Here is a 12,867-nt window from a genome sequence, read left to right as displayed (position 1 = left end):
GTCGCGTCGTATTCGTTCAGGTCGCCAGCGTGGCGTTGTTTGCCCGCTGGAACAAGGGAATTTCAGATCGCGCCGGCAGCACGCAGCGCGTCGATACGCGCGCTGTCGTAGCCGAGCTCGCGCAGGATCGCGTCGGTGTGCTCGCCGAGCGCGGGGACGGGATCCATGCGCGGCTCGAAATCCGCCGGCATGCCTGGCGGCAGCAATGCCTGCACCACGCCCGCTGCCGTACCCACTTCATGCCAGCGCTCGCGCGCCTTCAATTGCGGATGCGCCCACACGTCGGCGAGCGTATTCATCTGCGCGTTGGCAATGCCGGCGTCATCGAGCCGTTCGATCACCTGCGCCGCGCTCAGCTTCGCGAAAGCCGCGACGATCACCTCGCGCAATGCTTCACGCGCCAACGTGCGTTTCGAATTCGACGCGAAGCGCTCGTCCGTGGCGAGTTCCGGCTGCTCCAGCACGCGCTCGCAAAAGAGCTTCCATTCGCGTTCGTTTTGCAAACCGAGCATCACCGTCTTGCCGTCGCCGGCGGGGAACGGTCCGTACGGATAGATCGTGGCGTGCGCCGCGCCGGAGAGCGCGGGCGGCGCCTGGCCGTCGATCGCGTAATAGAGCGGATAACCCATCCACTCCACCATGCTTTCCAGCATCGACACGTCGATGCGGCAACCATGCCCCGTGCGCCCGCGCAACAGCAGCGCGCTCAGAATGTTGGAATACGCGTACATGCCGGCCGCAATATCCGCAATCGAACATCCGGCCTTGGCCGGCTGTCCCGGCGAACCGGTGATCGACAGAAAACCGGATTCGCTCTGAATCAGCAGGTCGTAGGCTTTCTTGTCGCGGTACGGGCCGTCGGCACCATAGCCGGAAATATCGCAAACGATCAGCTTCGGATACTTCTTGCTCAAGGCGTCGTAACCGAGACCAAGCCGATCCGCGGCGCCGGGGGCGAGGTTCTGCACCAGCACGTCCGCGTCGACGACCAGGGCGTCGAGAATCTCCGCCGCGGCAGGCTGCTTCAGATCGAGCGAGAGGCTTTCCTTCGAACGGTTGGTCCAGACGAAATGCGACGACAGTCCATGCACGCGCTCGTCGTAGCCGCGCGCGAAGTCGCCGACGCCAGGGCGTTCGATCTTGATTACCCGCGCGCCGAGATCCGCGAGTTGACGCGTGCAGAACGGCGCGGCGATCGCGTGTTCGAGCGTGACGACCTTGATACCGTCGAGTGGTCTCATGAGTGTTTTCGCCCGCAGGTCAGAACGAACGCGGCAGCCCGAGAATATGCTCGGCCACGTACGAAAGAATCAGGTTGGTGGAAATCGGCGCGACCTGATAGAGACGCGTCTCGCGGAATTTGCGCTCGACGTCGTACTCGCAGGCAAAACCGAAACCACCGTGGAATTGCAGACACGCGTTGGCCGCTTCCCATGATGCGTCGGCCGCGAGCAGTTTCGCCATGTTCGCCTGCGCGCCGCACGGCTGATGCGCGTCGAAACGGCGTGCCGCCTCGAATCGCATCAGGCTGGCCGCTTCGACGTTGATGAACGAACGCGCGATGGGAAACTGCACACCCTGGTTCTGGCCGATCGGCCGGCCGAATACGATGCGCTCTTTCGCGTACTCAGTCACTTTGTCGACGAACCAGTAACCGTCGCCGATACATTCGGCGGCGATCAACGTGCGCTCCGCATTCAGGCCGTCGAGAATGTATCTGAAGCCCTGCCCTTCTTCACCGATCAGATTCTCGGCGGGGATTTCGAGGTTGTCGAAGAACAGTTCGTTGGTCTCGTGATTGACCATGTTCAGAATCGGCTGCACGGTCATTCCGTGGCCGATCGCTTCATGCAGATCGACGATAAAGATCGACATGCCCTCCGATTTCTTTTTCACCTCCGCAAGCGGCGTGGTGCGCGCGAGCAGAATCATCAGATCCGAATGCTGCACGCGCGAGATCCACACCTTCTGGCCGTTGATCACATAGCGGTCGCCGCGCCGCTCGGCGGTGGTCTTGATCTTCGTGGTATCCGTGCCGGTGGAGGGCTCGGTTACGCCCATCGATTGCAGGCGCAAGTCGCCGCAGGCGATCTTCGGCAGATACTTCTGCTTCTGCTCTTCGGAGCCGTGACGCAGCAGCGTGCCCATGTTGTACATCTGGCCGTGGCACGCGCCCGAGTTGCCGCCCGCACGATTGATTTCTTCCATGATGACCGACGCTTCCGTCAGCCCCAGCCCCGACCCGCCGAAGTCCTGCGGAATCAGCGCGGCCAGCCAGCCGGCCTTGGTGAGCGCATCGACGAATTCTTCCGGATAGCCGCGTGCTTCGTCGATCTTGCGGAAGTACTCGCCGGCAAACTGCTGGCACAGATCGCGTACGGCTTCACGAATGTCCTGGAAGGAATCCTGTTGCGTGGTTTGCATATCGAATCTCCCGGAGTTCAGGCGAAGCTCAGGCGAGCGCGGCCGTGGCGCGCATGGTCAGACAGCCCTCGTGGTCTTTGGCCCACAGATCGATGACCTTGCCGTCGGCGGAAGGCTTGCCGCACACCGTGAACGCCTGGCCCGCGAATGTCGGACGCACTGCCTTGAAAGCGAAACTCTGGAAAGTGGCGTCCGGCTGTTCGCGGCGCACCAGGTCGACCAGCAGGGTCGCAATCAACGGACCGTGAACGACCAGGCCCGGATAGCCTTCCACCTGCGTGACGTATGGGGAGTCGTAGTGAATGCGGTGGCCGTTGAAGGTCAGCGCCGAGTAGCGGAACAGCAAGACAGGGTCGGCGTCGATCGTGCGGCGCCACATTTCGCCTTCCGGCGCGAGTTGCGGTTGCGGCGGCCGCGCGCCCTCGTGCGGCGCGTCGCGATAGACGATGTCGTGTTCTTCTTCGAGCTTCAGCTCGCCGCCGGCTTCAATGGTGTGCTGCACGGTGACGAACACGAGACGGCCAGATCGGCCGGTCTTGTCCTCGATATTGGCGATGATCGAAGTGCGCGTGGCGCGCTCGCCCACTTTCAGCGGCGCGTGGAACGTCAACCGGCCGCCGGCCCACATGCGGCGCGGCAGCGGAACGGGCGGCAGAAAACCGCCGCGCTTCGGATGGCCGTCCGGGCCGACTTCGGACATTGGCGCGATCGGCAGAAAGTACAGCCAGTGCCAGAGCGGCGGCACCGTGCCGCCGTTTTCTTCGCGATCGAGCGTGGCGGCCATCGCCGCCAGCGGAAAGGCCGTGATGTCGTCTTGGGCTACCGCCTCCTTGCCGAGCCAGTCTTCGAGTTTCTGCGGGGCAGCAGACATAGGCAAAGTCTCCGGATGTGCATTGAGCTTAATAGGGCCTTACTATGAACGAAGCAGCACGTCCCGCGAAGTTCGCATTTCCTAAGCGGGCATTTGGATTTGCTTAAGGCCCGCCGGATGACCGCGTGGCTGACGCGGCGTCCCTGCGCCGACGCTGCATCGTTCTGAACATAATGCACCCGTTGCCAGAGCAACGACTGCGAACAGCGCAGAATTGAAGAGCAAGAGTCGGAGTGCGTGACGGAACGCGTGTGCTTACACTCGATCATCGTTCTGTAGATAGCGTGATGGAGAGGGTTTATGGATACGATTGCGAAGGGTCGACAATCGCACTCGCTGGAATTGGAGTTCGGAGCCGGTGCGACCCCGAAGCCGGATAGCAAAGGCAGTGCCGCGCAGGCCGACGGTTCGCTCGCGCAGCGTGTCGGGGCGATCGACTGGTTCGATGTCGAGCAAGGATTGAACGCGTATGGCAGCGCAATGCTGCACAACCTGCTCAGCGCCGGAGAATGCGACGCGCTGACCGCGCTCTATCGGCGCGAGTCATTGTTCCGCAGCCGCGTCGTGATGGCGCGGCACGGTTTTGGCCGCGGCGAGTACAAGTATTTTGCCTATCCGCTGCCACCATTGATTGCGGAGTTGCGTAGCACGCTTTATCCGTGCCTCGCGCCCGTGGCGAATCGCTGGAACGAGGTGATGGATATCGGCGTTCGCTATCCGGCTACGCATGCGGAATTTATCGAGCGCTGCCACGCCGCCGGCCAGACGCGCCCCACGCCGCTCATGCTTCAATACGCGATCGACGACTACAACTGTCTGCATCAGGACCTCTACGGCGAACACGTCTTTCCGCTCCAGGTCGCGATTCTGCTGTCCGAGCCCGGCGCGGACTTCACCGGCGGCGAATTCGTCATGACGGAGCAGCGTCCACGAATGCAATCGCGCACGGAAGTGGTGCCGCTCGGCAAGGGCGACGCGGTGGTATTCGCCGTCCATCACCGTCCGGTACAAGGGACGCGCGGCCCGTACCGGGTCAATTTGCGGCATGGCGTGAGCCGCCTGCGCTCGGGCCAGCGGCATACGCTCGGGGTGATCTTCCACGACGCGACCTGACGCGGCTTCGGGCTAGCCTGACTCGGCGTGGAGTGCGCCGAGCCCTGCTGCACCGCCGCAAAAATTCGACAATCGTAATTTTGACCAGGTATCATCCGGGAAAACCCGAATCCGCCGGATGCGCTGCGCCACCCTTTGCAGCGCGTATTGGCGTGTGCGTTCGGGTGCTATCGCCCGTCGTCGGGCGGGGCTGCTGGCCGGTGATCCCGGCATGGCGACCCAGTCCGGCGATACGAAGTTGGCGGGCCCGCGCGCCCGCCTTGTCGCAATCGGCCAAAAGCCGGTGGCGGCTATTTAGCCTGGACATCATCGATCATGATTGCTGCCGCGTTTTCGCGCGTCGCCGACCGCCTGCTTGCCGCGGACCCGGGGCTCGTACGTCTTCATACCGCGCTGCGCGTTGCGCTCGCCTGCCTGCTCACCGGCGTGGCCAGCATCGCGTGGACCGCCTCCCGGCATCACCCCATCACGCTCGCCGCACCCGGCATCCTCTTTGCGATGGTCGCGCCGCTGTTCGTGCGCGACGCGCGGCGGCCTGCGTGGTTCGGTACGCTCGTCTGCCTCTATCTGTGTGCGTGCGCGTGCTTCGCTGCGGCGAGCGTGCTGAGCCGGTTTCCGCTGGCCGGCGATGCCGGCTTCCTCGTCGTGATGTTCGTGGGCATGCTGTGTCAGGCTTGCGGTCCGCGTGCATTGGGTTGTGCGATGCTCGGCGTGGTGTGTTTTTACCTCGGCCTGTATCTGCATCCTTCGACGACGCATCTCGTACAGTCGCTCCTGCTGTCCGCGTTCGGCCCGTTGATGGTCGCGCTGGTGGGCCGCGTGATCGTGCCGACGCGGGCCGCAACGAGCTTGCGCCTCGCGGTCCACACGGTGACGCTACGCGCGTCGCGTGTGCTTCACGCTCCGGTGGCGGCGCATCTCTCCGCGCTGAACGAAGCCGCGCTCTCGCTCGAAGAACAATTGGCGCTGCTCAATCCGTCCGATGCCGAAACGATTCGTGAACGGATTGCAGAAGTGGAAGTGGCGGCCGGGCAGTATGCGTTTGCGTCGGGCCACGCGGACGGCGGCGTCGAGGCGAACGCTCGCGTATTGCGTCATGCGATTGCGCGGCTCAGGGAGACGGCGCATCAAGGTAACGACGCGCGGCGCGCTGCGTTTGCTCCAGCCGGCGGCGCGGTCGCGCTGACTGCGTCGCAGCGCTTTGCCGACTTGCGCAGCAAGCTTTGCTGGCTCCCCGCCACGCGCGCCACGACCGCTGCATTGCTCGCCATGCTGATTGGTCACTCGCTTTCGCCGGAACGCTGGTTCTGGGCGGTCATTACCACATTCGTCGTGTTCCTCGGCACGCGGTCGCGCGCCGATACGGTGTATCGCGGCGCGCAGCGCCTCGTGGGGACGCTGGGTGGCGCGCTCGTCAGCGTGTCGCTGGTTGCGCCGCTGCAGGACTCGCCGGTTTTGCTGGTCGCCGCGATGCTGCTGTGCGTGTTCGGCTGGGCTTACTTCATCCTGAACGCGTACGCGCCGGGAGTGTTTTTTATTACCGTACTCGTCGGGTTGGTCTACGGCGAGTTGGGGTTCGCGATGGGACCGCTGGTCGAATTGCGAATTGAAGAAGTGCTGGTGGGTTGCGTCGTGTCGTTCGCTGTCGCGATCCTGATGATGCCGCTTGCCGCGACGCGGCATGTCGAGACGCGGCTGGCCTCGGTATTGGGCGCGCTGCGTGAAGTGGTGCGGCTCACCGGGTCGGGAGCGCTGGCGGCTGATGCGCTTCCGGCGATGCGCAAGCTCGATCGCAGTTGGCACGATCTGCGCATCGCGCTGCGGCCGCTGCAAACGCAGCGCGTGGTGGTGTGGAATCCCGATGTCGAGCTGGCGACCGGTTCGCTGCTGTGTTGTCTGCATTGGGCGCGGGTGTTGAGTGATTCCGCGCGGCGCGGCGGGTTGCGCGAAAAGACGGCGCTCAATGCGGCCGAGGTCGGCGCGGCGCATGTCGAGTCGATCGTGGCGCGACTCGATTCGTTGATTGCGCGCTATAACGGCGTGGCGCGTGCTGCGGGTGGTGATTCCGATGAGCGTGCTTCTGTGACGATCGACGCTGATATCGATGTTCATAAGGCGCCGGCACTCGCTCAACTGGACGGCGCGGTCGCACAGTTGTTCGACCGGTTGATGCGGCCGGTTTCGGATGCGCGGCGGGTGTTCAATTGGACGTTGAGAGGGCGGAGTGTGTAGGGGCGCAGCGGCCGGGTGTGGAGTTCATCGGCTATGCAGATGAAGTTCTCTATTGCCTGGCTTTTCTCCTTGGCGGGATCGATACCAGGCGGCCGGGAGCGAGGCACTCTTTCTCGAACGCTGGAATCAGCGGCGCGAATTCTTTGCACGGCTCACTGAGACCTCTATGCCTGGCGTCTGGTGTGCTGCATGTTCCGTACAAGCTGCTTCACGTACAGTTCGGGTTCGAAGCGCATGCCCACGACGGGCTCGCCCGCGGGCGGCTCCCCGAGCCAGCCCGACCAGCCGAGCTGCTGGTTGTCGCCGAGGCTGGCGCAGGTCGCATCCTGCGGCCTGATCTGCAATTCCAGCAGCCACTCGTACTCCAGGCCCATGTGCGCCCGTACCAGCGCGATCAGCCGCAGCAGGTCCGCACCGCGTGGCGTCAGTCGGTGGTATGTCTCGATGTCGAGCGGCCCGAGCACGAGGCAGAACCGGTGCATCCTGCCGGGCACCTGTTCGCCCAGCACCGCGCCGCCTCCCAGGATGGCGGACATGCGCTCCTGCCCCACCCTGCATTGAAGCTTCGGCGGCAGCACGGTCCAGTGCAGCGACCATTCGTCGATGCGCGCGGGCACGTGGAAGCGGTGCGCGACCGTCATGGCGAGCGCGTCCGGGTTGCGGGCCTCGTGCACCAGATGCGCTCCCGACGCGAGGCGTGCATGCGAGGGCAACCTCACAGTACGGTCGCGTCCCGGCGACGTGCCGGAAACACAGCCGACGTAGAACGAGAAGCGGTCGTGATCCGGCCGGTCGAGGCTGGCGGCCGCCTGCGCCGAGGCCCACGCGCGGTACAGGAGCGCGAGCGAGCGGTGATGAAAGACGTCGAGGAAATTGCTCAGCGTCGTGTCACCTCGCAGCGCTTCGCGCTCGCGGGCGATCTCTGTAACGTGAATTGGCAATGGCCCGTTCGGACCCAGCATCCCCAGGCTATGAAGCCGGATATGCAACCTGTTGTCCTTGATCCTGGCTTCGGCAACTTCACTCGGCGCGAAGACGAGACTCGGCTTCTGGCCGATGCGGAACGGTTCCGAGTACGGCAGCAGCGCGGTGCCGACCGGAGCGATGGCGGGGTCCGCATTGATGCGGCGCATGAGCGCGATGAAACCATGTCGCCACGGGGTGGCCACCAGGTCATCGAGCAGGTTGACTGACATTGCAACATTGGGGGCCGCTCGTTTCACCAACACACCTCGTCGGAAAAGGGGCTGCGTGAGCGGCCCGGAAAAACTCTTGATGCGGGAAATTGGGTTGGAGCCGCAGGTGGCCTGGCGGCTCTGCTGTGTAAGCGCTGCTTCTTTTGGTCAGCACGGATACGGGTTTTCGTCACGCCACCGATAATGTTTGCTGCCGGCTCACTAATGTGCAGCCACACGATGCGCGATGCCCTTCGAGCGCTACGGGTCTGTCGTCGACAAGTGTCGAGTCGTCTCCCTCGGCAATCGGATTCACGCCGTGTTCTGCGCAATACACCCTGTCGCTCTTGCGGGCAATCTTGCGACCGTCGATGTTGTCCATCTCTGAGCCTTCGATAACTTCTCCACCGAAGGGGGCCAATGTGTCACCGGTGACGATAATCTGACGTGTCATTCTTTATCTCGACGAGGAAAGGGTGAATATGTCGCGCGATACGGTGTTGTGGGCAGCGCGGTACGCGTAGCTGATTGGGGCTGCGCTGCTACGTCAAGCGAATGCGTGCCGGTCCAAGCGGTTGTGAAGTGGGGCATGCGGATGCCTGGTGGCCACACGCGCCTCCCGTATGCCGGACTCTGGGCATTTGCGCCCGCTGTCGCAGCGCATTGGTTGGGGGCGGGCCGCGGGTTGTGGCGGTAGTCCGGTTTTCGTTAGAGCCGCGTGAGGTTCGGACTGTGAAGGGTGCGCTGGAGATGTTGGTGGCGGAGTAACGGCCTTGGCGGCGTCGATCAGTGTTTGCGCATCGCCGTCCCATTTCGGTAAGGCTGCCGGAGGAAGAGGCAACACCTTGTCCAGGTTGGGGAGCTTCAGGGTGCCTTCGTACCACTTCAAGACGTCACCGATCTTCCTGTAGCGTTTGGACCTTTCCATGTCGACGTAGCCTGCAATATTGTCGCCAGAAGACAAAGAGAAACCACTAAACTCAACGCCGAGGGACTTCGCACACTTTGCGCTACCAAGCTTTACGCCCTCATGTAAAACTTTTAACGCGCGAAGATTTGCTTCCGGTGTGTGGGGGCGAGCATATACAAGTCCAAGCTCATCCGCCGCGTCGCCGTAACCTTGGGCCACGGCACATTCCAGCATCTTCACCCCAACAGGGAGATTAGCCCAGAATCCGTTGCCCGGATTGTCCCAGCCGGCATCCAGCGCTGCCCCCAGGAACGCCTGGGCTAACGGGCTGCCCATGTCGGCGGCTTTCTGGAAGAATGCATACGCGCTCGTGGCGTCTCCACCCTTGACGATGCCATTCATGTGATAGACACCCATCGTGTCCCATGCATCGGGCACCCCAAGCTGCATCGCTTTCTCTACCCAGGAAATTGCCATGTCCGGATCTCTGACGGGAATCGGGTAGTCACTCAGGATCAGACTGGCAAGATTGAGCATCGCTTTCCAGTGGTTGCGTTCCGCAGCCTGCTGGTAAAGTTGGTAGATCTTTCTCCAGTCCTTGTCCTTCCAATAGATGTTGGGATCAAGTTCCGACGCGAGTGCCTGCTGAAACCATAATTCGGCCTGCGGATCGACAGGCGGCAGATGCTGTTCCTGATACACACACGTGAAATCCTTCCGATGTGGAGCAAACAGTGGCAGTTTCGTATAACGGGGCAAATCGGAACTGGACATGGCAGTCATCAATTGGTGAATTGGGGATTCGGCAAGGGCGGTTTGTGCCACGACGAAAAGAAGCCACAAACCGAACAGATATCGAACGCGAGCGAACTTCATGTAAGTGCGACTTAACCATCGTTCGAATTTCATCAGGAATCCCTTTCTATCAATCTCGCCCACACGTCGCAAAACTTCTCCCGCTCCTTTTTCAGGTGGCAGGAAAACTCCCGATAGAGAGCGCCAGCCATAAGCTGCCGTGCCGTTCTTTCTCTCGCGACGCGGCAAACACAAAACAAGCCCTACAATGCAATGTCATACACATCCGCTACGCGCAACTGATTGGGGCTGCCCAGCCAGGTCCAGCGGACGTCGTGAGCCGATATGTCCAGATGCTGCTGTCGCGGATCGGGAAAGCTGGCCTCTTTCTCGACGAACGCTTGCCGGTCCCATCGGTTATAAAGTGCGGCAAGCGGATGCGCTGCGGCCACGCGAGCCTCCCATATGCCGGACTGCGGACATTTGAGCCCACCATTGCAGCGCAATGGTTCGGGTCGGTCCGCGAGTTGTCTCAGCAACCCGGCTTTCGTCAGAGCCGCGTGAGGTTCGGACTGTGAAGGGTGCGCTGGAGATGTTGGTGGCGGAGTAACGGCCTTGGCGGCGTCGATCAGTGTTTGCACGTCGCCGTCCCATTTCGGTAAGGCGGCCGGAGGAAGAGGCAACACTTTGTCCAAATTGGGGAGCTTCAGGGTGCCTTCGTACCACTCGAGGATGTCGCTGATTTTGCTGTAGCGCTCAGCCCGCGCTTTATCGACATAACCGACGAGACTCTTGCCGTCGCTAAGGCCCATGCCGCGAAACTGACTACCAAGAAGACTTGCGCACTTGGCGCTACCTAGCTTTGCCCCTTCCTGCAAAACTGTCACCGCACGAAGCCTGGCTTCCGGCGTTCGAGGAGCGGCATAAATGAACTCCAACTCATCTGCAGCATCGCCGTAGCCTTGTGCTAACGAACATTCAAGCATCTTCGTCGCGACAGAAATGTTAGCCCAGAAGCCGCTACCCGGATTGTCCCAGCCGGCGTTAAGCGCTGCGCCCAGAAACGTCTGGGCGGACGGGCTGCCCATGTCCGCCGCTTTCTGGAAAAACGCGTACGCGCTCGTTGCGTCTCCACCCTTGACGATGCCCTTCATGTGATAGACACCCATCGTGTCCCATGCATCGGGCACCTCAAGCTGCATCGCTTTCTCCACCCAGCGGATCGCCATCTCGGGGTCCCTCACCGGAACCGGGTAGCCGCTCAATATCAATGCTGCGAGGTTGAGCATCGCTTTCCAGTGGTTACGTTCCGCAGCCTGCTGGTAAAGCTGGTAGATCTTTCTCCAGTCCTTGTCCTCCCAATAGATGTTGGGATCAAGTTCCGATGCGAGTGCTTGCTGGAACCAGAGTTCGGCCTGCGGATCGACAGGCGGCAGATGCTGTTCCTGATACACACATGTGAAATCCTTCCGATGTGGAGCAAACAGTGGCAGTTTCGTATAACGAGGCGAATCGGAACTGGACATGGCTGTCATCAACTGGTGAATTGGGGATTCGGCAAGGGCGGCTTGTGTCATAGCGAAAAGAAGCCACAAACTGAACAGATATCGAACGCGAGCGAACTTCATGTAAGTGTGGCTTAGGCATCTTTCTAATTTCATTGGCAATCCCTTTCTACCAACTGTGCCGATACGTCGAAAAAACTTCTCCCTCTCCTTTTTCAGCTGGCAGGAAAACTCCCGATAGAGAGCGGCAGCGATACCCTGACGTGCCACTCTTTCTCGCGACGCGGCAAACACAAAACAAGCCCTACAATGCAATGTCATACACATCCGCTACGCGCAACTGATTGGGGCTGCCCAGCCAGGTCCAGCGAACGTCGTGAGCCGATATGTCCAGATGCTGCTGTCGCGGATCGGGAAAGCTGGCCTCTTTCTCGACGAACGCTTGCCGGTCCCATCGGTTATAAAGTGCGGCAAGCGGATGCGCTGCGGCCACGCGAGCCTCCCATATGCCGGACTGTGGACATTTGAGCCCACCATTGCAGCGCAATGATTCGGGTCGGTCCGCGAGTTGTCTCAGCAATCCGGCTTTCGTCAGAGCCGCGTGAGGTTCGGACTGTGAAGGGTGCGCTGGAGATGTTGGTGGCGGAGTAACGGCCTTGGCGGCGTCGATCAGTGTTTGCGCATCGCCGTCCCATTTCGGTAAGGCTGCCGGAGGAAGAGGCAACACCTTGTCCAGGTTGGGGAGCTTCAGGGTGCCTTCGTACCACTTCAAGACGTCACCGATCTTCCTGTAGCGTTTGGACCTTTCCATGTCGACGTAGCCTGCAATATTGTCGCCAGAAGACAAAGAGAAACCACTAAACTCAACGCCGAGGGACTTCGCACACTTTGCGCTACCAAGCTTTACGCCCTCATGTAAAACTTTTAACGCGCGAAGATTTGCTTCCGGTGTGTGGGGGCGAGCATATACAAGTCCAAGCTCATCCGCCGCGTCGCCGTAACCTTGGGCCACGGCACATTCCAGCATCTTCACCCCAACAGGGAGATTAGCCCAGAATCCGTTGCCCGGATTGTCCCAGCCGGCATCCAGCGCTGCCCCCAGGAACGCCTGGGCTAACGGGCTGCCCATGTCGGCGGCTTTCTGGAAGAATGCATACGCGCTCGTGGCGTCTCCACCCTTGACGATGCCATTCATGTGATAGACACCCATCGTGTCCCATGCATCGGGCACCCCAAGCTGCATCGCTTTCTCTACCCAGGAAATTGCCATGTCCGGATCTCTGACGGGAATCGGGTAGTCACTCAGGATCAGACTGGCAAGATTGAGCATCGCTTTCCAGTGGTTGCGTTCCGCAGCCTGCTGGTAAAGTTGGTAGATCTTTCTCCAGTCCTTGTCCTTCCAATAGATGTTGGGATCAAGTTCCGACGCGAGTGCCTGCTGAAACCATAATTCGGCCTGCGGATCGACAGGCGGCAGATGCTGTTCCTGATACACACACGTGAAATCCTTCCGATGTGGAGCAAACAGTGGCAGTTTCGTATAACGGGGCAAATCGGAACTGGACATGGCAGTCATCAATTGGTGAATTGGGGATTCGGCAAGGGCGGTTTGTGCCACGACGAAAAGAAGCCACAAACCGAACAGATATCGAACGCGAGCGAACTTCATGTAAGTGCGACTTAACCATCGTTCGAATTTCATCAGGAATCCCTTTCTATCAATCTCGCCCACACGTCGCAAAACTTCTCCCGCTCCTTTTTCAGGTGGCAGGAAAACTCCCGATAGAGAGCGCCAGCCATAAGCTGCCGTGCCGTTCTTTCTCTCGCGACGCGGCAAACACA

General features: G+C 61.0%; 10 protein-coding genes. 2 read left to right on the top strand and 8 right to left on the bottom strand.

All coding sequences use genetic code 11. The features are described from left to right. Positions 1-62 precede the first annotated feature (62 nt). The 3 genes from BXE_RS24260 to BXE_RS24250 are packed head-to-tail and all read right to left on the bottom strand — an operon-like array spanning position 63 to position 3,295. Positions 63-1,241, bottom strand: coding sequence for a CaiB/BaiF CoA transferase family protein (locus BXE_RS24260; RefSeq protein WP_011490779.1), 1,179 nt, complete (start codon positions 1,239-1,241; stop codon positions 63-65). A gap of 19 nt (positions 1,242-1,260) precedes the next feature. After that, a complete protein-coding gene (locus tag BXE_RS24255) occupies positions 1,261-2,424 on the bottom strand; it encodes an acyl-CoA dehydrogenase family protein (protein ID WP_011490778.1) in 1,164 nt (387 codons plus the stop codon). 28 nt (positions 2,425-2,452) lie between these two features. Further along, the gene (locus BXE_RS24250) at positions 2,453-3,295 is read right to left on the bottom strand and encodes an FAS1-like dehydratase domain-containing protein (protein WP_011490777.1); all 843 of its coding nucleotides are present in this window, start codon (positions 3,293-3,295) and stop codon (positions 2,453-2,455) included. Between the two features lie 300 nt (positions 3,296-3,595). On the opposite strand from BXE_RS24250, the gene BXE_RS24245 reads away from it, so the two are divergent. Together BXE_RS24245 and BXE_RS24240 are read left to right on the top strand one after the other, a co-directional pair. Continuing rightward, positions 3,596-4,408 (top strand): 2OG-Fe(II) oxygenase, encoded by an 813-nt coding sequence (locus BXE_RS24245; RefSeq protein WP_011490776.1) that lies wholly within the window; start codon positions 3,596-3,598, stop codon positions 4,406-4,408. Positions 4,409-4,723: 315 nt separating this feature from the next. Further along, entirely contained in the window at positions 4,724-6,640 is a 1,917-nt protein-coding gene (locus BXE_RS24240; protein ID WP_011490775.1) for an FUSC family protein, read from the top strand. 164 nt (positions 6,641-6,804) lie between these two features. Here the strand turns inward: BXE_RS24240 and tssG are convergent, their stop codons facing one another. The 5 genes from tssG to BXE_RS24215 form a co-directional block, all read right to left on the bottom strand. After that, positions 6,805-7,836 carry a type VI secretion system baseplate subunit TssG gene (tssG, locus tag BXE_RS24235; protein WP_049782252.1) on the bottom strand — a complete coding sequence of 344 codons (1,032 nt, stop codon included), beginning with the start codon at positions 7,834-7,836 and terminating at the stop codon, positions 6,805-6,807. A gap of 169 nt (positions 7,837-8,005) precedes the next feature. Then, a complete protein-coding gene (locus BXE_RS24230) occupies positions 8,006-8,269 on the bottom strand; it encodes a PAAR domain-containing protein (RefSeq protein ID WP_011490773.1) in 264 nt (87 codons plus the stop codon). 93 nt (positions 8,270-8,362) lie between these two features. Further along, a complete protein-coding gene (locus BXE_RS24225; protein ID WP_011490772.1) occupies positions 8,363-9,634 on the bottom strand; it encodes an SEL1-like repeat protein in 1,272 nt (423 codons plus the stop codon). A gap of 149 nt (positions 9,635-9,783) precedes the next feature. Next, positions 9,784-11,148, bottom strand: a complete 1,365-nt coding sequence (locus BXE_RS24220) for an SEL1-like repeat protein (protein ID WP_040124079.1) — start codon at positions 11,146-11,148, stop codon at positions 9,784-9,786. Between the two features lie 181 nt (positions 11,149-11,329). Beyond that, positions 11,330-12,727: an SEL1-like repeat protein gene (locus BXE_RS24215; protein WP_237712047.1), complete on the bottom strand. Its 1,398-nt coding sequence runs from the start codon at positions 12,725-12,727 to the stop codon at positions 11,330-11,332. Positions 12,728-12,867: the final 140 nt, after the last annotated feature.

Origin of the sequence: Paraburkholderia xenovorans LB400 (assembly GCF_000013645.1) — a bacterium.
In the GTDB taxonomy this organism is placed as follows: domain Bacteria; phylum Pseudomonadota; class Gammaproteobacteria; order Burkholderiales; family Burkholderiaceae; genus Paraburkholderia; species Paraburkholderia xenovorans.
This window is presented reverse-complemented; position numbering and strand designations above follow the sequence as displayed.

Bases quoted from the DNA above. Each gene is read 5' to 3' on its own strand.
- BXE_RS24260 (WP_011490779.1), bottom strand. From the start codon at position 1,241: ATGAGACCACTCGACGGTATCAAGGTCGTCACGCTCGAACACGCGATC.
- BXE_RS24255 (WP_011490778.1), bottom strand. From the start codon at position 2,424: ATGCAAACCACGCAACAGGATTCCTTCCAGGACATTCGTGAAGCCGTA.
- BXE_RS24250 (WP_011490777.1), bottom strand. From the start codon at position 3,295: ATGTCTGCTGCCCCGCAGAAACTCGAAGACTGGCTCGGCAAGGAGGCG.
- BXE_RS24245 (WP_011490776.1), top strand. From the start codon at position 3,596: ATGGATACGATTGCGAAGGGTCGACAATCGCACTCGCTGGAATTGGAG.
- BXE_RS24240 (WP_011490775.1), top strand. From the start codon at position 4,724: ATGATTGCTGCCGCGTTTTCGCGCGTCGCCGACCGCCTGCTTGCCGCG.
- tssG (WP_049782252.1), bottom strand. From the start codon at position 7,836: ATGTCAGTCAACCTGCTCGATGACCTGGTGGCCACCCCGTGGCGACAT.
- BXE_RS24230 (WP_011490773.1), bottom strand. From the start codon at position 8,269: ATGACACGTCAGATTATCGTCACCGGTGACACATTGGCCCCCTTCGGT.
- BXE_RS24225 (WP_011490772.1), bottom strand. From the start codon at position 9,634: ATGAAATTCGAACGATGGTTAAGTCGCACTTACATGAAGTTCGCTCGC.
- BXE_RS24220 (WP_040124079.1), bottom strand. From the start codon at position 11,148: ATGAAGTTCGCTCGCGTTCGATATCTGTTCAGTTTGTGGCTTCTTTTC.
- BXE_RS24215 (WP_237712047.1), bottom strand. From the start codon at position 12,727: ATGAAATTCGAACGATGGTTAAGTCGCACTTACATGAAGTTCGCTCGC.